Annotated in this window: 24 protein-coding genes; 5 read left to right on the forward strand and 19 right to left on the reverse strand. The window is 39.7% G+C overall.

Features of this window, described 5'->3' with window-relative positions; all coding sequences use genetic code 11:
• Positions 1-69 precede the first annotated feature (69 nt).
• Positions 70-1,005, forward strand: coding sequence for a winged helix-turn-helix domain-containing protein (locus tag NHH15_RS06635; protein WP_262065876.1), 936 nt, complete (start codon positions 70-72; stop codon positions 1,003-1,005).
• Positions 998-2,149: a DVU_1553 family AMP-dependent CoA ligase gene (locus NHH15_RS06640; RefSeq protein ID WP_262065877.1), complete on the forward strand. Its 1,152-nt coding sequence runs from the start codon at positions 998-1,000 to the stop codon at positions 2,147-2,149. Before NHH15_RS06635 ends, NHH15_RS06640 begins: the two co-directional genes overlap by 8 nt.
• On the opposite strand, the gene xdhC is transcribed toward NHH15_RS06640, so the two are convergent.
• The 8 genes from xdhC to NHH15_RS06680 form a co-directional block, all read right to left on the reverse strand.
• Positions 2,106-3,053 carry a xanthine dehydrogenase accessory protein XdhC gene (xdhC, locus tag NHH15_RS06645; protein ID WP_262065878.1) on the reverse strand — a complete coding sequence of 316 codons (948 nt, stop codon included), beginning with the start codon at positions 3,051-3,053 and terminating at the stop codon, positions 2,106-2,108. The genes NHH15_RS06640 and xdhC overlap by 44 nt on opposite strands.
• Complete coding sequence (locus NHH15_RS06650; protein ID WP_262065879.1) at positions 3,050-4,102, reverse strand: sulfate/molybdate ABC transporter ATP-binding protein; 1,053 nt, start codon at positions 4,100-4,102, stop codon at positions 3,050-3,052. The genes xdhC and NHH15_RS06650 overlap by 4 nt, the downstream gene beginning before the upstream one ends.
• Complete coding sequence (modB, locus tag NHH15_RS06655) at positions 4,102-4,770, reverse strand: molybdate ABC transporter permease subunit (RefSeq protein WP_262065880.1); 669 nt, start codon at positions 4,768-4,770, stop codon at positions 4,102-4,104. The genes NHH15_RS06650 and modB overlap by 1 nt, the downstream gene beginning before the upstream one ends.
• A gap of 18 nt (positions 4,771-4,788) precedes the next feature.
• Positions 4,789-5,616 carry a molybdate ABC transporter substrate-binding protein gene (gene modA / locus NHH15_RS06660; RefSeq protein WP_262065881.1) on the reverse strand — a complete coding sequence of 276 codons (828 nt, stop codon included), beginning with the start codon at positions 5,614-5,616 and terminating at the stop codon, positions 4,789-4,791.
• 67 nt (positions 5,617-5,683) lie between these two features.
• Positions 5,684-6,619, reverse strand: a complete 936-nt coding sequence (locus tag NHH15_RS06665) for an MOSC domain-containing protein (RefSeq protein ID WP_262065882.1) — start codon at positions 6,617-6,619, stop codon at positions 5,684-5,686.
• A 1-nt stretch (position 6,620) separates the two neighbouring features.
• Positions 6,621-7,592 carry a GTP 3',8-cyclase MoaA gene (moaA, locus tag NHH15_RS06670; protein ID WP_262065883.1) on the reverse strand — a complete coding sequence of 324 codons (972 nt, stop codon included), beginning with the start codon at positions 7,590-7,592 and terminating at the stop codon, positions 6,621-6,623.
• The gene (gene moaC / locus NHH15_RS06675) at positions 7,576-8,052 is read right to left on the reverse strand and encodes a cyclic pyranopterin monophosphate synthase MoaC (RefSeq protein WP_262065902.1); all 477 of its coding nucleotides are present in this window, start codon (positions 8,050-8,052) and stop codon (positions 7,576-7,578) included. The genes moaA and moaC overlap by 17 nt, the downstream gene beginning before the upstream one ends.
• Before the next feature lie 4 nt (positions 8,053-8,056).
• Positions 8,057-9,082, reverse strand: a complete 1,026-nt coding sequence (locus NHH15_RS06680; protein ID WP_262065884.1) for a molybdopterin-binding protein — start codon at positions 9,080-9,082, stop codon at positions 8,057-8,059.
• Positions 9,083-9,247: 165 nt separating this feature from the next.
• On the opposite strand from NHH15_RS06680, the gene NHH15_RS06685 reads away from it, so the two are divergent.
• A complete protein-coding gene (locus tag NHH15_RS06685; protein ID WP_262065885.1) occupies positions 9,248-9,952 on the forward strand; it encodes an acyl-[acyl-carrier-protein] thioesterase in 705 nt (234 codons plus the stop codon).
• 65 nt (positions 9,953-10,017) lie between these two features.
• On the opposite strand, the gene rpiB is transcribed toward NHH15_RS06685, so the two are convergent.
• Positions 10,018-10,476, reverse strand: a complete 459-nt coding sequence (gene rpiB / locus NHH15_RS06690; protein WP_262065886.1) for a ribose 5-phosphate isomerase B — start codon at positions 10,474-10,476, stop codon at positions 10,018-10,020.
• Positions 10,477-10,643: 167 nt separating this feature from the next.
• Here rpiB and NHH15_RS06695 point away from each other — a divergent pair, with 167 nt between their 5' ends.
• Positions 10,644-11,663: an SPFH domain-containing protein gene (locus NHH15_RS06695; RefSeq protein ID WP_262065887.1), complete on the forward strand. Its 1,020-nt coding sequence runs from the start codon at positions 10,644-10,646 to the stop codon at positions 11,661-11,663.
• Between the two features lies 1 nt (position 11,664).
• Positions 11,665-11,868 carry a type II toxin-antitoxin system antitoxin gene (locus NHH15_RS06700; protein WP_262065888.1) on the forward strand — a complete coding sequence of 68 codons (204 nt, stop codon included), beginning with the start codon at positions 11,665-11,667 and terminating at the stop codon, positions 11,866-11,868.
• Between the two features lie 58 nt (positions 11,869-11,926).
• On the opposite strand, the gene NHH15_RS06705 is transcribed toward NHH15_RS06700, so the two are convergent.
• The 10 genes from NHH15_RS06705 to NHH15_RS06750 form a co-directional block, all read right to left on the reverse strand.
• On the reverse strand, positions 11,927-13,018 hold the full coding sequence (locus NHH15_RS06705) for an ROK family transcriptional regulator (protein ID WP_262065889.1): 1,092 nt from the start codon (positions 13,016-13,018) through the stop codon (positions 11,927-11,929).
• A gap of 59 nt (positions 13,019-13,077) precedes the next feature.
• Positions 13,078-14,742 carry a ribulokinase gene (locus NHH15_RS06710; RefSeq protein ID WP_262065890.1) on the reverse strand — a complete coding sequence of 555 codons (1,665 nt, stop codon included), beginning with the start codon at positions 14,740-14,742 and terminating at the stop codon, positions 13,078-13,080.
• A gap of 62 nt (positions 14,743-14,804) precedes the next feature.
• Positions 14,805-15,731, reverse strand: coding sequence for a transketolase family protein (locus NHH15_RS06715; RefSeq protein ID WP_262065891.1), 927 nt, complete (start codon positions 15,729-15,731; stop codon positions 14,805-14,807).
• 2 nt (positions 15,732-15,733) lie between these two features.
• The gene (locus tag NHH15_RS06720; protein WP_262065892.1) at positions 15,734-16,552 is read right to left on the reverse strand and encodes a transketolase; all 819 of its coding nucleotides are present in this window, start codon (positions 16,550-16,552) and stop codon (positions 15,734-15,736) included.
• A 16-nt stretch (positions 16,553-16,568) separates the two neighbouring features.
• Positions 16,569-17,624 carry an NAD(P)-dependent alcohol dehydrogenase gene (locus tag NHH15_RS06725; protein WP_262065893.1) on the reverse strand — a complete coding sequence of 352 codons (1,056 nt, stop codon included), beginning with the start codon at positions 17,622-17,624 and terminating at the stop codon, positions 16,569-16,571.
• A gap of 34 nt (positions 17,625-17,658) precedes the next feature.
• Positions 17,659-18,621 carry an ABC transporter permease gene (locus NHH15_RS06730; protein ID WP_262065894.1) on the reverse strand — a complete coding sequence of 321 codons (963 nt, stop codon included), beginning with the start codon at positions 18,619-18,621 and terminating at the stop codon, positions 17,659-17,661.
• A gap of 4 nt (positions 18,622-18,625) precedes the next feature.
• Positions 18,626-20,128, reverse strand: a complete 1,503-nt coding sequence (locus tag NHH15_RS06735; RefSeq protein ID WP_262065895.1) for a sugar ABC transporter ATP-binding protein — start codon at positions 20,126-20,128, stop codon at positions 18,626-18,628.
• 87 nt (positions 20,129-20,215) lie between these two features.
• Positions 20,216-21,217 carry a sugar ABC transporter substrate-binding protein gene (locus NHH15_RS06740; protein WP_262065896.1) on the reverse strand — a complete coding sequence of 334 codons (1,002 nt, stop codon included), beginning with the start codon at positions 21,215-21,217 and terminating at the stop codon, positions 20,216-20,218.
• A 56-nt stretch (positions 21,218-21,273) separates the two neighbouring features.
• Positions 21,274-22,305 (reverse strand): zinc-dependent alcohol dehydrogenase family protein, encoded by a 1,032-nt coding sequence (locus NHH15_RS06745; RefSeq protein WP_262065897.1) that lies wholly within the window; start codon positions 22,303-22,305, stop codon positions 21,274-21,276.
• 204 nt (positions 22,306-22,509) lie between these two features.
• Positions 22,510-23,673 carry an FAD-dependent oxidoreductase gene (locus tag NHH15_RS06750; RefSeq protein ID WP_262065898.1) on the reverse strand — a complete coding sequence of 388 codons (1,164 nt, stop codon included), beginning with the start codon at positions 23,671-23,673 and terminating at the stop codon, positions 22,510-22,512.
• Between the last annotated feature and the right edge of the window lie 79 nt (positions 23,674-23,752).

Consider the following 23,752-nt stretch of genomic DNA (forward strand, 5'->3'; position numbering starts at 1 on the left):
AGTATATCAGACAGTTTTGTTGTTTGCGATTTGTTTTCATAAAACAATCCCTTGCTTTGGAGGAATATTATGCACGGTGCTTTTATTATTTCCATCGATACAAACACAAGAAAAAACGGCTATCATCCAACGACGGAAGTGGAGGGAATTTCCTCTTTAAAACGTCTTGTTATTACCTTGCAGGAGCAGAATCTCTCTCCTATCATTGTTTTGACAAAAGAAAAAGCTGCCATAGAAAACCATCTTGCAAAGATGGGAGTTCTTTGCCTTGGTCCAGACTTTCAGGATACTCCTGCAAAGGATTATTTCCTGGAAGCCGTTTCTCTTTTAAGTGTCTCTTGTGACTCTGTATTTTTAACGACAACCGACTACCCGCTATTTCATAGTGATACCCTCCAGCGGCTCTCCTTAGAAAAAAAATTGCCTGTGCTTCCGGTTTTTGAGAATCAATCTGGTTTTCCTATACTTTTAACCTCAAAAAGCTTACAAAACATTTATGATCAAGGGAAGCATGGTACCGTTGACTCCCTTTTCAATGAAATCACAAAAAATGCTGCCACCATACCGGTCACGGATTCCGGTGTAATCGCAAATCTCGGCTTCCTCTCGGAGTGGAAAGAGTATTTAAAGGCTCATAAAATCAATACTCTTCGTCCAATATCAAAGCTTATGATTGCAAGAGAACATGTTTTCTTAGGTCCTGGCACCTATCAGCTTTTATTGGCCATTAAGCGTTGTCATTCTGTTCGAAATGCCTGTACACTCACCGGCATTTCTTATAGTAAAGGCTGGCGTATGATAAAGCTGCTAGAAGAACAAAGCAGGATACAAGTGGTCAAGCGCCACAAAGGTGGCGAAAAAGGTGGCTCTACCACCTTGACACCCAAAGGAGAGCTTTTAATCGAAACGTATCAGTCCTACGTCAAAAGTTGTAATGCTGCCATTCACCAATTATTTGAAGAACATTTTTCCAAGCTGCAGGAGGATTTAAACAACGATGACTAAGATTCAGAAAAAAATGGCTTTTGAAATTGTCTCTTATGCAAAAGAAAACAGTGCTTTTTACAAAAGACATTTTCAACAATTAAGCTTTCCAGACTTTGAAGATCTCCCTTTTACAAATGGAGACCTCTTAAGCAAGCATGGGGAAGAAATGCTTTGTACAAGTCTTGGTGAAATATCCCGCATTCGAACTTTCTCCACTTCTGGAAGTAGTGGCACCCCAAAAAGATTCTTTTTTGGCACAGAAGATCAGGAAAGAACGATCCGCTTCTTTGCTCAAGGAATGGCATCTATTGCACCGAAGGATCATCCTGTTCTTATTTTAATGTCTGATGATAAACCCGGGAGCATTGGAAGTCTTTTAAAAGAAGGCTTAAGACGCATCAACAGAAAAGGAATTATTTACGGTCGTCCGAAAGATTTGACAACCATACTGAAGGAAATAAAGGATGTAGGATGCATTGTTGGCATGCCTTCTGATGTATATTATCTTTGTAAGAAAGCGCCCCAAAACAATATCCCTTCGGTTCTTCTTAGTGCAGATTACGTATCTCCTGCTATCATTCAGGCCATCGAATCTCTTTGGGGCTCACAAGTTTTTACCCATTATGGCCTTACCGAAACTTGTTACGGCCTTGCAGTTCAATGCAGCAAGGGCAAAGATCTTCACTTGCGAAACAATGATTTCTATACGGAAATCATCGATCCCGACACCGAAGAAGTATTGCTTCCCGGTCAAAAAGGAGAGATTGTGCTCACAAGTCTTCATCCAAGTCCACTTCCTCTGATTCGTTACCGAACAGGAGATATTGGCTCACTCTCAGCCACTCCCTGCTTATGTGGAGATCACGCTTTAAAACTCCATCGTGTATACGGTCGGTTGCAGAATTTAAAAACCCCCATAAACATCCACTTCTTAGATGATACCATCTATGCTCTAAAAGAAGTTTATGCTTATGAGGCTACCTTAACACGCTCTGAATTGCATTTAATCATTGATGGTAAAATTCCATCTATTTCCGAGCTGTCCAAATGTATTGGAATCCCTTTAAATATTACGTATCAGTCCTTGTTGCCCTGGACAAATTCTGGAAAAAGAAGGCTTACTCTTGCCCACGAATCTGAATCATTTGAGCCACAATACTAATCGCTATCTCTGCTGGAGTTTTTGCTCCAATTGCCAGTCCAATGGGGGTTGTAATTCTTTCAAAATCCTGTTCTGTAAATCCCTTCTTCTTCAGCCTTTCAAATACCCCTGCCTTTTTCTTTCTGCTGCCAATTACTCCTATATACTTCGCCGGAGTTTTTAATATCTGCTCCATAATCCTTTCATCATCCTTATGGCCTCTTGTCATGATGACAACATAATCCTCTTGTTGAATTGTAACACCACCTAAAATCTGATGATTATCCGTTCGGATTGTCTGACAAACACCAGGGAATAGTTCCCTTTTCGTAAACTCTTCCCGATCCTCCAATACAATACACTGAAACTCTACAGAGGCCAGCACCGGCACCAATGCCTGAGACACGTGGCCGCCTCCAAAAATATAAACCTTTTCTGGCGCTTTAATCTCTTCAATATAATGATTTGAATACTGTTTTAAATCTTCTGTATCAGGAACCAGCTTCCATTCCCCTTTTGAGCTTTCTGCCGTTTCTGCAACCAACCATGCTTTTTTATTTTTCTCATAGACTTCGTCAATTCCCTTACACAGTTCCAGAAAATCCTGATTTCCTCCAGGAATGTACTTCAAATATATTGTAACATCTCCACCACAAATCATTCCTAAATCCTGAATTTCATTTTTCTTAAGCTGATAGGACAAAAGCTGGGATTCTTTTCTAAGCAGTGCTTTTTTTGCTTCCTCTTCACTCATAAGCTCTACCATTCCACCCCCTATCGTACCTAGGGAGCGCCCCTCTTTTGTAACCAGCATTTTGGCACCTGTACCTCTTGGTGTGGAACCGCTGCTGCTTACAATCGTAACCACAACAATATCTTCCTTTTTCTCTATATACTCTTTTGCTTTTTGAAATAATTCTCTCATTTGTTTTTCTCCGGATACAAGCAAAGCACATTGACTGGAGAAATGCCAAGTTCTTCTGGCATTTCTCCAGGGAATCGATCCTTTGGTATTCTCCACCATAAATCCTTTGATTCCTGAGCTTGTTTCTTGTATCGAAATTGAATAATCCACTCAAATGGTTCTTCCATCATTCCCGTCTTTACCACCTCGTGTCGATTAGACTTCACCTTTGCTCCAAAGTAATGTGCACGAATTCCAATTGCTTCTAAATGATCCTTTACCGGTTCCTTTGTCTCAAGCCGAATTCCCCATTTCGGAACCTCTACTTCGTACTCCCCTGTCTTTTTTGCTTCAATCACATTTTTACATCCTGTGATTTCTGCCCCTAATATTGTTTCCGGGTTTGCAAAGATGGCTTTTGTTTTCTTAGTGGTAAATATCCGTCCATCTCCCATTAGTGAAATATTTTCACACATATGGTATGCTTCATTTCGGTTATGGGTTACCATCAAAACCGGTCTTCCATAGAGTGCTAGAAGTTCTTTGATTTCAATTTGAAGCTTGCTGCGTAAATGGGTATCCAGAGCAGAGAAAGGTTCGTCCAGCATCAGAAGCTTCGGTTGATTCACCAAGATTCTTGCAAGAGCAACTCTTTGCTGCTGCCCTCCCGACAATTGATGAATTCCATGCCTCTCCATTCCTCTTAGCTGAAGTAAATCAATCACCTCACGAAAACGTTTCTTTTTCTCTGCCGAATTCTTTACAAAATGAAGACCACATAGGATGTTTTTTTCCACATTCATATTGGGAAACAATGCATAGTTTTGAAAAAGATACCCTACCCTTCGTTTTTGTGGCGGGAGATTAATCTTTTTCTCACTGTCAAACAAAGTGACCCCATCCAGAACAATTCTTCCCCTGTCCGGTGTCTCGATCCCTGCAATACAGCGAAGCGTCATGCTTTTTCCGCAACCTGAAGGGCCTAAAATCCCCATCGTACCCTTCTGTGTATTCAAGGTGATTTGCAAATGAAAGTGGCCGATTTTTTTTTCAATGTCTACTTGAAGCATTATCCCTGCCTCCAATCATTCTGTCTTTTTTCCATGGTATTCACAATCAGTAATACCACTGCTGATATCGCCAGATTCAGAAGCACCCATTTTGTCGCACCGGCATTATCTCCGGTGCGCCAAAGCTGATAGACTGTTGTAGATATGGTTGCCGTTTTCCCCGGAGTATAGCCCACCATCATACTGGTTGCTCCATATTCGCCTAAGGCTCTGGCAAAGGCAAGAACACTCCCTGCTATAATTCCCTGCTTACAATAAGGCATACGGATGCACCAAAAAATATACGTATTGGAGAGTCCCAGAGTCTGCCCGGAATAGGAAAGTGTTTCATCAAAGCTTTCAAAAGCCCCTCTTGCTGTTCGATACATAAGAGGAAAAGCAACCACGGATGCAGTAATAATTCCTCCATACCAGGTCATTACAAACTGAATTCCATGCTCCTTTAGAAACTGCCCTACGGGTCTGTTCACGCCAAATAATATTAATAGAAAATACCCCACAACTGTAGGGGGCAGTACAAGGGGAAGTGTGAGTACCACATCCAAAATTCCCTTGGCTGCTTTGGGAAGCTTCGCAATATAGTAAGCCGCAAAGATTCCCAGAAAAAACACGATTACACTGCTTAGTATCGCAATGCGTATGGAATTCCATAATGGAAACCAATCCATATTATTCCCTCACTTTTTCTAGAAAGCTTTTGTGAATCCAACTTTCTCAAAAATTTCTACTGCTTGATCACTCTGTAGAAACTCTAAATAAGCCTTTGCTTCCTCTTCGTTCTCAGTTGCTTTAACCACTGCTGCCGGATATAATACTTTTCCGCACATCTCTTCTGTTGCTTCATCCACAATTTCAAGCCCTGCACTAAAGGCATCCGTGCAATAAACAACTCCTGCATCTACGCTTCCTTCACTGACCCATGTGGTAACCTCTTTTACGTTGCTTCCGTAACTGATTTTTCCACTTTCTGCAAGTACTGCTTCGTCTAGCTGAAAGTGTTCGAAAATTTTCTGGGTATACTGTCCTACCGGTACATCACTGTTACCCATTGCAAAAAGCATCTCTTCACTTGGAAGTTTACTTACTAAATCCTCGAAGCTGTTAATTTCCTTTGGATTATCCGTGGGTACACATAGAGTAACCTTGTTTAAAAGCAAATCAAATCTTGAATCCTTCACAAGATACTCCCCTTCTTCCAATTCGTTCACCTGCTTTTCACCGGCAGAAATAAACACATCACAATCTGCACCTTCTTCAATCTGTGTTTGAAGTGTTCCGGAAGAATCAAAGTTAAAAGACAAGCTTACATGAGGTGCTTCATCCTTGTAAAGCTCTGCAATATCCTGCAGGGTCTCTGTCATAGACGCTGCTGCAAATACAGTGAGCGCAACCTCCTCTTTTGTCTCCACTACCGTTTCCTCCTTTGGTTCTTCTGCTGGAGTCTTTTTTGCACAGGCAATTAAGCTTGCTCCTAACACCAACATCATGAATACTGCTAATACTCTTTTCTTCATAAATCGTTCCTCCTTTGCTATTCGCAAAAATATTTAACAAACGTGACTTTACACGTATTGCCCGATTTCAGACAGAGGCACATTCGCCTCCTTTTCCCTGCAGTAATTCTAATCCATGTTCAATGGTATCCAAAAAGGCATCCATACTCTCCATACAAGCTTTTGGACTGCCCGGTAAATTTACAATAAGGGTTTCCTTCCGAATTACAGCTCTTCCTCTTGAGAGCATTCCTCGCTTTGTAATCTGCATAGATGCATACCGTATCGCTTCTGCCACACCTTGAGCCTCTTTATCTCCAACCAAAAGGGTGGCTTCCGGTGTAATATCCCTTGGTGAAAAGCCTGTTCCGCCTGTGGTTAAAATGAGCTGTGGTCTTCTTTGATCACATAAACGGATCAACTCTCTTTTTAATTCTTCTTCATCGTCTGGAATTAAAATTTCTTCAATCACTTCATATCCAGATTCTCGTAAACGGTTGGCAATGGCTGGGCCACTTTTATCTTCTCTCTCCCCTCGTGCACCTTTGTCACTCAGAGTAATGACCGCTGCTCTTAAGGGTTGTTTTTCTTTTGGTTCCTCGATTTCCATGGTGTCACCAACAGATATGATTCCTGAATGCAACACTCGCGCAAATACTCCCTCTCTTGGCATAATACAGTCTCCTACCTTATGGTAAATTTGACAGTGAGTATGGCATTCCTTTCCAATTTGTGTCATTTCTAACAGGACTTCATTGCATCTTAAGTGAGTCCCCACTGGAAGTTCTTTAAAATCGATTCCTTCTACGATTAAATTTTCTCCAAAAGCTCCTGGAACTACGTCGACCCCTTTTTTCTTAAAAGCTTCTATCTTTTCTCCACTAATTAAACTAACCTGACGATGCCAGGATCCTCCATGGGCATCCTGCTCTAATCCAAACCCTTCTTTGAAGAATCCAGAGCCTATATTCATTTTTTGCGTTCCCTTTTTCTCACTCCTACAGACTGCTAATACCTTCCCCATTCTATCCTCCAATTTCATTCATACTTTTATATTCTGTCACTTGACTTTTATCCAAAAAACTATGAGCTCTCGGTTTTCGATAAATACATTTTTCCATCTCTTGTTTTATCTTTTCAAAAGGTGCACCTTCTCTTAAAAGAGCTTTAAAATCCATTCCCTTTTCATAACAAAGACAGGGTTTTAATATGCCCAAGGATGTAAGGCGTACTCGGTTGCATTCATCACAAAATCTATGGCTAATTGCATCAATAAAACCAATTTTTCCTTTGAGCTGCTTTGAAGTGTAATAATGAGCTGGTCCGTTGCCTCGCCTTTCTTTGGTTGGATTTAAGTCTGAATATTTTTCCTTTAGAAGCTTTAACGCCATCTCCATCTCTAACCCCTTTAGATGGGCTCCTTCACCAATTGGCATCAGCTCAATATAGCGTATGTCTACCGGGTATTTTTCAGCGATTTCAGCCAGTCTGTAAATTTCCTCTTTTGTCTCCTTTAAAAGAACAGAGTTGATTTTCATAGGAATCCCTAAATTGCACCCTCTTTTTAACACTTCCAGAATCTCTTTCACAGAACCCTCTTCACAGCCTGTTACTCTACGATACATGTCTTCATCTAAGGAATCGATGCTAATATTGATTCCATCAATGGAGCAGGCCTTTAATTCCTCTATATACTCTTCTAAAAGCACACCGTTTGTCGTTAATGTAACCTGTTCTACCCCGTCTAATTCCTTAAGTTTGCGAATAAAATCCAGACAGCCTTTTCGTACAAGGGGCTCTCCACCAGTCACCTTGTATTTTGTGATTCCAAGTGTAACTGCGACTTTGCAAAGCTGTAAAATATCCTCATACGTTAATATTTCTTCATGGGTTTGTTTGATTACCCCCTTTGGCATGCAGTACATACAACGCATATTACAGCGATCGGTGATGGAGATTCTCATGTATTCAATTGGTCTGTTATACTGATCTTTCATAACGCCCACTCTTTCCACCTTCTTTTTCCAAAAGAAAAATCTCTTCCATATGCATGGATTTATCCACTCCTTTGCACATATCATACACTGTCAAAAGGGCAATACTGACTCCTGTCAGGGCCTCCATTTCAACACCGGTTTTTCCTTCACAAGTCACTTCACATCTTCCAAGAATCCCATGCTCATCTTCCAAAAGGGTAAAAGTCACCTTACTTTTAGTCAATGCCAAACTATGACAAAGCGGGATTAAATCCCCCGTTCTTTTGGTTCCCATAATCCCGGCTATTTGAGCTACTCCCAGTACGTCTCCCTTTTTCATTGCTCCTTTGGCTACTATTTGAAAGCATTCTTCACTCATGTATATTTTTCCACATGCAACTGCTCTTCTCTTTGTATTTTCTTTCTCTCCAACATCTACCATGCGGGCATTTCCGTCTTTGTCTATATGTGAGAGTCCCATCCGCTTACACCCCTTTCCAAAATCCACAATTGGGAAAATGACAGACTTCACAGTTTCTACAAAGTCCTCCATTTCCAAGGTCTGCAATCCATTCTTTTGTTACTGGAATTTCTGCCAGCAACAGCGGTAGGACTAAGTCAAATATTGTTCTTTTGGCATACATAACACACCCTGGAAGTCCCAAGATGGGAGTCCTTGTTTTCGTATATGCAAGCAGGAACATAGCTCCTGGCAATACCGGTGCTCCATAGCTCACGATTTGAGCCCCTGTATTTTTAATGGCCAGAGGGGTTTTGTCGTCAGGATCCACGCTCATTCCTCCTGTACAAAGAATCATCTCTGCTCCATTTTTTAACATTTCTTGAATGGTGGTGGTAATCTCCTGATGATTATCATCTAATATCTTATGTTCCATTAACTCACATCCATATTCACTCATTTTATCAATGAGTACCGGGGTAAAGGTATCCTGAATCCGTCCTTTGAAAACTTCACTCCCTGTGGTAATCACGCTATATTTAACTTGTTTGAGAGGGAGCAGCTCTAAAAGTGGCTCCTCTCCTATCATGCTTCTTGCATGATCCATCTTTTCTTTTTCAATAACAAGAGGAATGACTCTTGTGCCACAAAGCTTATCTCCTTTTTTTACCACAAGTCCAGAGGGTAGAGTGGCAACCATCATTTCTCCCAGTCCATTAATCTGATTCAGCCGCTCTGTGTCCACCTTTAACAGCCCGTCTCTCTCTGCTATTAGCTCAATCTTCCCTTCCTTTGGCTTTGTTGCTGTCATAAACTTTCCTTGTGCAATCTCACGCAGTATATCCGCCGCCTCATTCTCATGGAGCATCCCTTCTTCCTGCTCCCACACATATAAATGTTCTTTCCCTAAACTTAACAGAACCGGAATATCTTCTTCCCGGACAATATGACCTTTCCGGAAAACAGCATCCTTTGTTTTTCCCCGAACTATTTGTGTAATATCATGGCACAATACATGCCCTACTGCTTCTTTCGTATCTACCAGCTCCATACCTTTATCCTCCCGCTGTTTTCTCTAATGAATCCTCTATAGAGCTATTATCTCTCATTATATGTTTTTTGACAAATATTTTCTGTCAATTTACACTTTGTTTTCGTCACCTCTCTGTTGTATAATAATATTTCAATTGAAATTATAAGGAAGAGGCGAATTTATATGTATACCATTACTGGAAGAGTTGGAACAAGTCAAACAGATAAACACGGAGATATGAAACTCATCTCGGCAATGGATGCCATACAGGACTGCTCCATATTCTGGATGGAATCAGAACCTACATTTTTAAAATATTTTCAGGAAAATCATTTGGGAATGTTTTTAGCATTTCGACAGATTGATGTCTTAAAGCTTCCAAAGTACAGTGAAAGCATTACTGTTTCCACTGGAATCTATGATTGTAAAGGACCTTATGGCTATCGAAATACAGTTCTTTATGACGAAAACCAGACTCCTTGTATCCTTTCGTGGGAAATTGGAGCTTTTGTTCGATTAGAAACAGGACGTATGGAAAAAATCCCTGGTGATGTGATAAAATCTTTGATTATTGACCCCAAAGTTCCTATGGAATATTTAAGCCGGAAAATAATATTACCTAAAGAGGGCTTTGAAGGCATGCCTGCTTTTTCGGTTCGGCGAAATGATATTGATTTTAACGGACATATGAACAATGTTCGCTATCTTGAAGCAGCTTTCGAATTCCTTCCGGATGATTTTAATGTCACTCGAATTTCCACAGAATACAAGAATCCCGCTTTATATGGCAACTCCTTGTATCCAAAGCTCTGTAAAGAAGACGCTTGTATTTATTTGTTATTAGAAGATCAGAATTCCAGGCCATATACGATTATGAAAATTGAATAAATCCTTGCAAGGAGAATCTTCTCTTCGCAAGGATTTTGTTCTGCCAAAATTGGCACTGTAGTTATTTATTTAGCATTTTTTATATGCTCTTGTTCTAATTCATTAATGCGGTCTACCTTTGGTGCTGAACCACCACCAGCAAACTCACAGTCAAGCCATACATCAACTAAGTATTTCGCCAGCTCAACTCCTATTACTCTCTCTCCCATACACATAATCTGTGCATTATTGCTCTTTCTTGAACGCTCTGTAGAGAAAGGATCATGACATACCGCAGCCCTGATTCCCGGAACCTTATTGGCACAAATTGCCATTCCAATTCCTGTTCCGCATACAAGAATTCCTCTTTCAAATTCTCCTGCTGCCACTGCATCAGCTACTGCATATGCTACGTCTGGATAAAGAACTACCTCACCTTTTGCTGCACCAAAATCCTTAAACTCAATTCCTTTTGCTTCCAGGTGATTCATAATCTCAACCTTTAACGCATATGCTGCCTCATCACAACCGATTGCTAATTTCATTTTCCTACCTCCTAATTTATATCTATTTTTAATGTTAGCACTATTCTATCTTGAATTATTACTTTTGTCTATATGGTTTAAAATATTCCTCTTGACTTAATGATATCAAAATGATATCATTAAGATACAAAAAATCACCTCTTAAAAGAGGTAAAGGAGGCTTATTTATGAATGAGAAAATATTAAATACGAAAAAGAATGGCTTATTTGTTCTAATTCTTACCACTTTGCTCTATGCAGCAGCGATTGGTGGCTGTATTATGGGAGGAATAATTCTTTCTAATGGCGGACTTCCTGTTTTACTAATCATCAGCATCATTTGGCTCATTATTGGCTGGATTCCTTTCTGCGGATTAAAGGTTGTAAAACCTCAGGAAGCAGTGGTGCTTACCCTTTTTGGAAACTATTTTGGTACTCTTAAAAGCGAAGGTTTTTATTTTGTAAATCCATTTTGTATCAGTGTAAACCCAGCTGCAAAGACGAAACTCAGCCAAAGTGGAGATGTAGACAGCAATTCAACCAAATCTATTTCATTTACAATGAAAAATGAGTTGGCAGCTACCGAATTATTCAGCAAGAAAATTTCCTTAAAAATCATGACACTTAATAACAGCAGACAAAAAATCAATGACTGTCTGGGGAATCCTATCGAAATTGGAATCGCAGTTATGTGGCGGGTAACCGACACTGCAAAGGCCGTTTTTAATGTTGATAACTACAAGGAATACTTGTCTCTTCAATGTGACAGCGCTCTTCGCAATATTGTACGTATCTATCCTTATGATGTAGCAGCAAATATTGATACTACTGGTGATGGCGTTGCAGATGAGGGCAGTCTTCGCGGATCCAGCGAGATTGTTGTTTCCAGAATTCGGGATGAGATTCAAGAAAAGGTAAAAGATGCCGGAATGGAAATCATTGAGGCTCGTATCACTTATCTTGCTTATGCACCGGAAATTGCCGCTGCGATGCTTCAAAGACAACAGGCTTCGGCTATTATCGATGCCCGTAAGATGATTGTAGATGGCGCCGTTGGAATGGTTGAGATGGCTTTAGATCAACTGAACGAAAAGCAGGTTGTAGAACTGGATGAAGAAAGAAAAGCAGCTATGGTTTCTAACTTATTGGTAGTACTTTGCGGCAATCACGATACACAACCAATTGTAAATACGGGAAGCCTCTATTAAGATGGCTGATTCAAAGAAAAAGCAGGTTCCACTCAGACTTTCTGCAAACTTATACAATGCCCTTGCCGCATGGGCTGAGGATGATTTCCGTTCGGTCAATGGACAGATTGAATATTTGCTTACCGAGTGTGTCCGTCAAAGGAAAAAAGATGGAAAATATGTTTCAGAACATCTTGATGAACCTCCGGAATTGGATATTAAATAACAAAAATAAAGAATGCAGTAATATCTCGTAAAAGAGTATTGCTGCATTTTTATATGCGTTATATGCTGCTAATAAATTTTTCAATAAATACATCCGCAACTCCAATAGCAGAAGCCTCATATTTTAGTGCTGCCGGTATAATAAATGATAAATCTTCTATAAAGGGATCGAGCTTCTTTACTCTTTCCCTAAGCTCCTCCATGTATAAACCAATATACTGTCCTAAATAACCACCTATAATAACTTCACTGTCAAATGCCATATTCAGATCGTGAATTGCCAGCGCTAAATCATCTAAATATTGGTTCCAGGCTTTTATATACTTCTCATTCTTTTGCTCTAATCCCTCAAAAAAGAGATTTAAGTCGTCATTTGTCATATCTGATAAAACCTTTGTCGCACAGTATGCATTGATACAACCTTTTCTTCCACAAAAACAAGGCTTTCCTCCCGGATATAGGGTTATATGGCCGAACTCTCCGCCTCTTCTCATTTTTCCATAAAAAACGTTTCCGTCAATAATAATTGCTCCACCTACTGTTTGGCTTACAAATAAATAAACAGACTCTCTCTTGGTTCCCCTAAAATTCATCTCTGCTTTTCCTGCACTGTTCGCATCATTTTCCAAAATAATTGGAAACGAAAACCACTTTTTAACAATGTCATACAGTCGATATGATATCTCCATTTGTTCATGAAGCGCATGCATTTTTGTCCCGGTTTCGTCGATGATAGCTGGCAGCGAAATACCCAGCCCCAAAATTTTCTTTTCGGGAATCCTACTTTCCTTTATAAACTCTTCAATTGTCGCTTTGAGCTTTTCATAGGACTCGGCTTTATCGTGTATTCTCATACGAACTCTTCTTGAATACATGATTTCCCTTGCCAAATTAATCATAACAATATTAATATGGTTTCTCGTAATATCTAGTCCCAGCGCAACTTTTGCATCCTTGACACAGCGATAGCTCATCGCCTTTCTTCCTCCAATTGACTTTAGTGTTCCTTCTTCCTTTATCAAGCCAATCTCTTCCAGATCTTTTAACCCCTGTGTAACCGTAGGAAAGCTAAGTCGTATGTCTTCTGCAATTGTATTTTTCTGTACTGCATCTGCCTTAAGCATATATTGCAGTATACTATTTCGATTCATTTTTTTAACTTCAATATTACTCAATCTCATATTTATCAATTTGGCTGCATGCCATCCTCTCAAAATTTTTTCAACATGTGTAATTCATGTAAGATTTTCTTGCCTTCTTGTCCTATCAAACTACTATATTTTTGATAAACCTTATAAAGCTTATCATATTTTGTCTTATTTTCTAAATTAAAGTGGTAAATCTGGCTTTTCACTTCGCTCATACACATAACAGCCTCTTGATAATCGTCATATCCGCCTCTTTTACTCCCTGCTGCCAATGTTGCATAGATAGCAGACCCCAGAGCGGCTGCCTGGCTGCTCTTTGCTAGTTTTAAATCAATCCCTAACACATCTGCATAAACTTGCATTAGCGTAGGATTTTTTAATGCGATACCTCCGCTCACGACAATTTCATCAATCTTTACACCCGCCCCCTTGTATAAATCAAGAATCACCTTTGTACCAAATGCAGTTGACTCAATAAGTGCTAAGTATATTTCTTCCGGCTTTGTGTTCAAGGTTAAACCAATGATAGCACCTGCTAAATTCCCATCCACATATGGCGTTTTATTTCCATTCCACCAATCCAATACCAAAAGCCCTGTTCCACCTCGTTCTAAGCATTCTGCTTTTTCATTCAACAAATCGAAAACATCAACATTCTTTTTCTGGGCTTCGTCATAATAATTTGCAGGAATACAATTATTTGCAAACCATCCAAAAAGATCTCCTACCGCAGCAAGACCGGATTCCAAAGCATAGTAACCTGGAACAATAGCATCTTTTACCGCTCCATAGATCCCTTTGTGAGAAAATGGGTTTCTACTAAGACCCACTATCACACTGGATGTTCCCAACACAAGCATCGCTTGCGTCTCTCTCCTTACGCCGCTTCCCGGTACTCCTGCATGAGAATCTATGATGGCTGGTGCCACCGGAATCCCTTCCACAAGTCCCAGCTTCGCTGCCCATTCCTTTGACAGCGTTCCAATTTCTTCCCCGATACCACAGATATCTTCTGTAAGCTTCTCTTGAACTATATTTTCAATTCTTGGATTTATACTTTTATATAGCTCTGTATCAGGATAACCATCTTCTTGATTCCACCATGCCTTATAGGCCGCCATGGAGCAGCTTCTCTTGTGTGAGCCTGTGATAATCCTTGTAATCCAATCCCCTGCCTCCAGTATTTCTGCTGACTTCTCGTAGATTTCTATATCCTCTTCTATGGTTTCAAGAACCTTTGGAATCAACACCTCTGGCGATACGCTTCCGCCAAACCTTGCCGAGTGTGACAGATTCAGCTTTTCCAATACTTGATTAATATAATCTGCCTGCTTTTGCGCTCCATGATGTTTCCATAACTTAACATAAGCATTTCTCTTTCCGCTAAATTCCTTCTTCATACATAATGGTAGTCCGTCTTCATCTATTGGCAAAACTGTACAGGCCGTAAAATCAACACCAATCGCTATAATGTCTTCCTTATCTACATTACTCTTTTGTATTAGTCTGACAATCACATCTTCTAAAACATCCAGATAATCTTTGGGATGCTCAAGACACCATTCGGAAGGTAATATCTCATCTCCGTTGGGAAGCTTTTCTGTCATTACTCCATGAGGATATTCTTTCGCTTCACAACCTATCACTTCTCCATCACTGCATCGAACTAATATCCCACGCCCTGACAATGTGCCGTAATCTAACCCAATCGTATATTTATCTTTCATTTTTCATCCTTCACATTCATTAAGTATAACTAACGTTTTCTTTACCGTCAAGGATTGAAGCCCTAGATAAACTCCATGATGCTTGCATAAATTCCTTCATCATCCAGCTTATATTTTTGAAGTAATTCTCTTGCAGACCCCGACTCTCCATAGACGTCATTCATACCTAGTTTTTTTATTTTAGTTGGAAGCTTCTCTGACAACAAATCACATACTGCACTTCCTAGCCCACCAATCGTTGAATGTTCTTCTACCGTTACAACTTTTCCTGTTTTTTCTGCCGACCTAAGAATTGTTTCTTCATCAATTGGCTTGATTGTGTGAATATTTATAACTTCTGCACTTATATTTTGTGACTCTAACTTTTTTGCAGCCTCCAGGCATTCTGGGACTGATCCGCCTGTAGCCACAATTGTCACATCTGTTCCCTTTTTTAAAATGACACCTTTCCCTAACTGAAATTTATAGTCCGGTTGATTAATAATTGGCACTTCTCCTCGGCCAAAGCGTAAGTATACCGGTCCCTTATGATGGACTGCTGCCTCCATGGCTTGTCTAGCCTCAATATCATCTGCCGGTACAATAACGGTCATCCCTGGAATCGTTCTCATTAGAGCAATATCCTCATTGCACTGGTGTGTGGCGCCATCCTCACCTACCGTAATTCCAGCATGTGTTGCACCAATTTTCACATTCAAGTGAGGATAGCCAATTGAATTTCTGATTTGTTCAAAATTACGCCCTGCAACAAACATTGCAAAAGAGCTGATAAAAGGGATTTTCCCACAGGTTGCAAGCCCCGCAGCAATTCCAGTCATATTACATTCCGCAATCCCACAATCAATATGTCTCTCCGGATATTGTTCTTTGAAAATTCCTGTCTTTGTTGCGCATGCTAAATCTGAATCCAAAACAACCAGCTCTTTATATTTTCCGCCTAATTCGACAAGTGATTTACCATAGCTTTCTCTCGTTGCAATTTTTTTCATATTTAGCTTATCCTTTCCAATTCTTTCATAGCCTGCTTATATTCCTCTTCATTCGGAGCTTTTCCATGCCATCCTGGAATATTCTCCATAAAGGACACACCTTTCCCCTTAACCGTCCTCATTATGATAGCCGTGGGTTGCCCTTTTGTTTCTTTCGCCTTCTTCATTGCGAAAGAAATTTCACTCATATCATTTCCATTAATAGTGATTACATGAAACTGAAATGCTTTCAACTTCTCGTCAATAGGATATGGTGAGCAGACTTCGTCTAGCTTTCCGTCAATTTGCAAATCATTATTGTCAACAATTAAAACCAAATTATCCAGTTTGCGATGTCCTGCAAACATAGCCGCCTCCCAGATTTGACCTTCCTGCAATTCTCCATCACCGCACAGGCAATATGTTCTATAGCTCTTATTGTCCATTTTTGCGGCAAGAGCCATACCAACTGCAATAGAAAATCCTTGACCCAGAGACCCTGTAGAAATATCAACTCCTTTTGTCTCTTGCATGCAAGGATGTCCTTGAAGGCAAGAACCCAGTTTCCTGAGATTTTTCAGTTCATCAACTGGAAAATATCCTCGATGAGCCAACGCAGAATACAGCCCTGGTGCTGTATGTCCTTTTGATAATACAAAACGATCTCTGTCCTCCATCTTCGGATTGGCCGGATCAATATTCATCTCTTCAAAATAAAGGAAAGTAAATAAATCTGCTGCCGAAAGTGAACCACCTGGATGACCACTTTTCCCATTATATACTGCTGTCAAAATACTCTTTCTAATTTCATTTGCCTGCTTTTCAATCTCATGTAGTGTCATCTTTCCCTCCATCATCTTATCTGTCAGACGCTATTTTTATGACTGCCTTAATTACATCCTGCTTATTTTTTATGCTTTGATCCATTCCTTCCTGAATATCATCCAGGGAAAATGTATTGGTTACAATTCCTTTTAGGTTAACTCTTCCTGATGAAACTGCTTCAATTGCTAATGGATAGATATGGCGATAACGGAAAACTGTCTTAAAGGTAAGCTCTTTATCTATCGCAAGTCCCATATACAATGTTTCTTCTCCTGATGGTGAGTAGCCAACCAATACAATTGTTGAGCCAGGTTTTGCAAAGTGTATTGCCTGATTCGTTGTAATTTCAGAACCTGCAGTTTCAATCACTAAATCTGCACCTTTGCCTTCGGTCAGCTTCAGAACTTCTTCTACAACATCTTTTTCTTTCCCATTTACAACGGCTGTTGCACCCAGTTCAATGGCCTTTTCCAGTCTCTTCTCCAGCACATCGACAACTATAACCTTGGTTACGCCCATGGCCTTTAGTGCCATCAAAGAAACGTAACCAATACAGCCTGCTCCTGTTACCACCGCTGTTTGTCCCATTTGTGCTCCACCTTGTCTCGCTGCATGAAACCCAACTGCTAAAGGTTCAATCAAAGCCGCTTCAATGGTATCCATATTATCAGGTATTTTAAAGCACAGATCTGCTGGATGTGTTACATACTCCTGAAACACTCCATCAATCGGAGGAGTAGCAAAAAAGATAACATCTGGACACAGATTATATTTCCCGGATTTACAAAATTCACATTTCCCACAGGTTTTTCCTGGCTCAAGTGCAACCTTATCTCCTACCTTCAGACTTGTTACGTTTGCTCCTACCTCTGTTACAATACCTCCTGCCTCATGACCCAATACAAAAGGTGGTTTTACAATATTTCTCCCAATACCTCCAGCTTCAAAGTAATGCATATCTGAACCACACACTCCAACGTGCTCTACTTTTACCAGAACCTCATCCTTGGTTGGTCTTGGAATTTCCCTTTCTGTCAACTCCATCTTGCCAACATCCGTCATAATTGCAACTTTCATTTTGTTATTCATACTTATATACCCCTTTCAATCCAATAATTAGCTGTTAAGCTGTTGCCGTCTTCGTCTTTAAGAGTTTTGCTTGCTGAATACAATCTGACCCTACTGCCAATAACAAGATAAGCCCTTTTATAACCATCTGGGTATATGAACTAATATCCATTAGGATCATGCCGTTACTAAGAACACCTATAATTAGCACTCCAGCAATTACATTCGAGATTTTCCCCGAACCTCCATTTACACTCACTCCGCCTAATACAACACAAGTAATAACATCAAATTCATACCCTAGTCCCGCATTTGGCTGACCTGTATTTGCTCTTGATAACATAACAATTCCTGCAATCCCTGCAAAGAATCCAGACAGAGTATACACAAGGTATTTCACTCTTTTTACATTAATCCCTGAAAGCTCTGCCGCTTCTTCATTTCCTCCTAATGCATAGAAATACCGCCCAAAAAACGTCTTTATCAAAATAAAAGCGCCAACTGCAAAACAGACAATCATAATTAAAATTGGAATCGGAATTGGTCCTACATATCCTTGCCCTATCTTAAGAAAAGCATCATCAAATCTGGAAATTGGACGACCATTACAAAGCATATAGGCCAAACCACCAAAAATAGTTTGAGAAGCAAAGGTTACAATAAGAGGAGGCATTTTAATTTCTGCTATAATCCATCCGTTTGCAAAACCTACCAAAGAACTTATAACCAAGGATAATAAAATAGTAATCCATGGGTTTAAATTCATATTTACCATAAAATAAGCTGCCACAATGTTAACAAATGATATTAACGAACCTGTAGACAAATCAATACCGCCTGTGAGAATTACATAGGTCATTCCCACTGATGCAATTCCAAAAATGGAGACTTGTTTTGCAACGTTCAAAATATTGTTTGCGGTTAAAAAATTGTTATTCATTATTGAAAAGAAAATAATCATTACAAGTAGAAATACGTAAATCGCTCTATTTCTAACTACATCTATTACTTTTTTCATAAAACTATCCCTTCCTCTCTACTGATGCCATGCGCATAATGGTTTCCTGATTGTACTCATCTTTATTTAGTTCTCCTGTAATGCATCCCTCTGAAAGAATAATAATTCGATCAGACATTCCCATTAGTTCTTCCATCTCTGAAGAAATCATCAAAACTGCTTTTCCTTGTTCAACCAGCGAATTAATGAGCATATAGATTTCCTGTTTTGCTCCAACATCTATTCCTCTTGTGGGCTCATCGAATATCAATAAATCCACATCTGCTGCGAGCCATTTCGCAAGAATAACCTTTTGTTGATTTCCTCCGCTTAGATTTTTCACAAGCTGACTTAAATTGGGAGTTTTAATGGAAATCTCATTTTTATACTTATCTGCAGTTTCATATTCCTTTTTTGTATCGATAACAGTACCCTTAGAAATTCTTGGATAGATTGGCATATTAATATTTTCTTTAATACTAAGTCCTAATAATGCACCTTTTGTTTTCCGATCTTCCGGTACAAGACCAATTCCGTGATTGATAGCCGCCTTTGGGTTTTTCGGTGCTATCTCCTTTCCATTCAGTATAAACTTCCCATCCTGTTTGGGCTCCATACCAAAAATCAATTCTGCAAGCTCTGTTCTACCTGCCCCTACTAAACCACCGAAACCTAGCACTTCACCCTTATGTAGTTGGAAGGAAATGTTTTTGTCTCCATTCCCACTGACATTTACTGCTTCAAAAATGACTTCGTCTTTTATACAGGTTTCACTTCTTTCCGGATATATTTCTGTCAGTTCACGTCCTACCATATAACGTACTAGCTCATCCTTATCGGTCTCCCGAGTATTAAGGGTTGTCACATACTGTCCATCTCTTAATATCGTCACCCGATCTGATAACCGAAAGATTTCATCCAGTCTATGAGATATATAAATTATCGTCACACCATTTTTCTTTAATTGATCTACAATTGCAAACATGCTTTCAACTTCTGCATTTGTCAATGGCGCTGACGGTTCGTCCATAATCAAAATTTGGGCATTCTGGGAAACGGCTTTTGCAATTTCTACCATTTGCTGGTACCCAACACTTAATTTCTTTACCAATGTACGTGGATCTATATCAATATTTAATGACCCCAATATTCTTTTTGCTTCTTTCTCCATAGCCTTCTGGTCGATTACAATTCCACTTCGAATGGCTCTTCCAAGAAAGATGTTCTCAGCTACTGATAAGTCACCTACTAAATTAAACTCTTGATAGATAACCCCTATTCCTTTTTTCTCAGAAAGTTTTGGTGTCATACATTCAAAACTTTCACCATTTACAACAATTTTTCCTTCTGATGGTGAGATTGCACCACTACAAGTTTTGATGAGCGTAGATTTTCCTGCTCCGTTCTCTCCTATCAGCGCATGAACTTCTCCTCTTCGCACATCAAAGGAAACTTCTTTTAATGCTGTGACGCCTGGATAAAATTTCGATATACTTTTTATCTCTAATATATTGTCAATCGCAGTCATATTCTATCCTTTCTCCTTAATCGAATAAAGTGCGCAGCTATAATAGAGTAGTGCGCAACTTTATTCTAAATTTCTCTGGTAAAGTTCTTATTCAGCTATCATATCTTTTAAGTTGTCGATTGTAACCGGGATAAGATCTCTATACACGTTTTGTTCCATTTCTTCACCGTCAGCTAGCTTTACTGCCAAGTCATAAACTACTTCTCCGCATACATATGGATTTCCTGTAATTGCTACACACATACGATTAAACTCACCGTTTTCCATAGAAGCTACTGTTTCATCGGTTAAATCTGTTGAGAAGATACCAACATCTTCTGGTACATCACTTCCATAAGCACCTTTGAAAGCTTCATTGGCACCAGCCGCACCACCGCCACCAATACAGCACACAACTTTAACATCTGGATTTGCCTGAAGAATTGTCTCCATTGCATTCAGACCTTCCGTTGGATTGATTGCCGGTTGATTTGCAACTACTTTTGCATTTGGCGCATTTTCTTTTAATGCATCTAAAATACCATTTTCTCTTTCGAGAAGAATTGGTGTTTGAGGATATCCCAATACAGCTACTTCACATTCCTTATCACCAAATTTTTCCTTAATAAACTCTGCTGCACCTTCACCGATTGAAAATCCTAAATCATAATTTTTAATAATCCAGTTTATGTCTGTATTTTCCATTTCTTCATCCCATGCAAGCACTTTGATTCCAGCTTCACGAGCCTTCTTACATGCATCTTCAATTGCATCTGGATCAACTGGGTTAACCACGATTACGTCACATCCCGATGTGATAAAATTTTCAATCTGGCTAATCTGAGTATTTGCATTTTCATTACTTTCTACTACAGTTACGGAGTTTCCATCATCTTCTGCAGCCTTTTGAATTGCATCCATTTGTTGCGCCCATACTTGATTTCCCAGTGTTTGAATTGCAAGACCTATTTTGATTCCATCACCTGCATCCTTTGTTTCTGTTTTTTCGGATGTCGTATCAACGCTATCCCCTTCCTTTGCTCCACATCCTACCATCATAGTGAACACCATCATGACTGTAAGTAATGCCGCTAACACTTTCCTTTTCATACTTTACCTCCTAGGTTTTTATTTTTTATATTTACAGCTCTGCTGTAATTATTGATTTACTCCTGTCCATTTGGCAGAATAATTACTTTTCCTTTCGCTCTTCTTTCTGCATTTCCCAATACATCTGAAAGCTCCTCCATCGGTAATGTAGCACCTATCATTGGCATTAAATCCAATCGATGTGCGTTTATCAACTCTACCGCCCTTGCCATTGTGTAGGGACTGCAGAACGAACCTGTAACTGTAACTTCCTTTTGAAATATTTGATAGGTTGCTAAGTCAATAGATGCGTCCAGGGCTGTTACTGCAAACAGAACTACAATCCCTTGTTTATCCACAATTTGTATTGCTTCCTCCGATGTACTTTTCAACCCACAACATTCGATTACAACACGAATATGATTTAATTTATGATCCGCTAAAGCTTCCTTCACACTACACTCCATCGGATTAATCACCACATCTGCTCCAAGTTTTATTGCTGTTTCCCTACGTTCCTTAACAGGTTCTACTAAAGCAACTCTACTAGCTCCTCTAAGTTTTGCAAGCTGTAGCATCAAGAGTCCTATGGTTCCTCCACCATAAATCACTACATTATCTCCCGCTTTTATATCACTGCGGTCAATTCCATTGATGCAGCAGGCTAAAGGCTCTGCCATTGCACCTTCTATATAGGTCGTGTCATCTTCCAGTCTGTGTAAAAGTCTGCTTTTGACTTTACAATATTCCGAAAACCCACCATTGATATTTGTTCCAATTGCTCCCATATGATCGCAATGGCTCATCATTCCTGATACACAGTAGAAACATTCTCCACAATTGTCTGCCGGATCTGCACAGACTCTGTCACCAACTTTATAATTGGATACCTTGCTTCCTATCTCTGTTATGATTCCCGCAAATTCATGTCCTTGAATCAGTGGTGGAACCGTAGTGGTTGATCCTTGATCTCCTTCAAAAATATGCAAATCAGATCCACAAACTCCACAGGCCATTACCTTAATTAATACTTCATCCGGATTTAACTTTGGGGTTTCCCATTCCGATACACGGATATCTCGTTTCCCGTAAAATACTGCACTTTTCATAATCTCTCCTTGTAAATGATTTTAAAGGTCGTTGTTGCAATCACTTTTTAAATGTGTTTTAAAAACTGTCTATATTATAGTCTTCACAATAGTATTTAGTCAATCGGTACTATTCCATAAATATTTTATAAAATTTTTATGGAATATGCCCAAGTAGCCCCATAAAAAAATCCTCAACTCTATCGAATCGAGGATTTAAACAATCTATATTTTACTCTCCAAAATCTGACCCGTATATGCCACTGGATCTTTGACTGTTGAATAAGGTGGAGAATATGCTAAATCAAGGTGAAACAAATCATCTACCTTTCCACCAAAGGTAATAGCTGTTACAAAAACATCAATTCGCTTATCCACTCCCTCTTCTCCAAAAATCTGAACCCCCAAAAGACGCCTTGTCTTACGGTCTGCCACCCCTTTAATTACCATTTCCTTCCCTTCCATAAAATCCGGCTTATTCAGCTTAATATTGTGACAAACCTCTATCTCATATCCTTCGTCAATGGCAGCTTTTTCTGATAAACCTGTTAAAGCAATGGTCTTTTCAAAAAGACGAAATATCCCGGTACCCAAAATACCCCTCAGCTCCAACATACCTCCTGTTACTGCATCTCCAGTGATTCTTCCTGTTTTATTTGCCGTCGTCCCAAGAGGTCGGTAAACCGATTTACCCGTTATTAAGTGGGGCACTTCTATACAATCTCCGCAGGCATAAATGTCTGGGACACTTGTCTGCATACGGCTGTTTACCGTAATTGCTTTGGTCTTTCCTAAGTCCACACCTATCGAAGCTGCAATTTCTGTATTCGGTCTTACTCCCGTAGACAAAAGAACAAAACCTGCTGGAATTTTCTTGCCATTGTCCAGTACCACTGCATCTGGGGTAATCTTCGTTGCCGATACTCCTTTGTAAACTTGAATGTCTTGTTCCTTCAAATATGCTTCAACATACGCTGCCATATCGGTATCTAATCCCGGTGTCACAGACGAAAGCCTTTCCACCAATGTCACCTTCATTCCCAAGGCTCTTAAACTCTCACACATCTCAAGTCCAATAAATCCACTGCCGACAATGACTCCTTCCTTCGGCTCTTCTTTATTCAGATACGCTTTTATTTGATACATATCTGTAATGTTACGAAGAGTAAAAACCTGTTCGAGGTTTGCACCTTCCACAGGAGGAAGAATCGATCTCGCACCTGTGGCAAAAATAAGCTTGTCGTAAGAATCTTCAAATTCATTCCCACTAATTAGATCTTTAATTTTGAGTACTTTTTTCTCCTTATCTACTTCTAATACCTCATGCCTGATTTTCACAGTCACATTATACTTCTCTGTGACATGCTCCCACCACTTGAATGCTATCATTCTGAAGTGGGGGCTTCCTGTTCAATATTCCCAATGGAATAAGTATCTGCAGGCTATCCCCGTATGCCCTACGGTTTGT

Origin of the sequence: Aequitasia blattaphilus (assembly GCF_024721305.1) — a bacterium.
Classification (GTDB): Bacteria; Bacillota; Clostridia; order Lachnospirales; family Lachnospiraceae; genus Aequitasia; species Aequitasia blattaphila.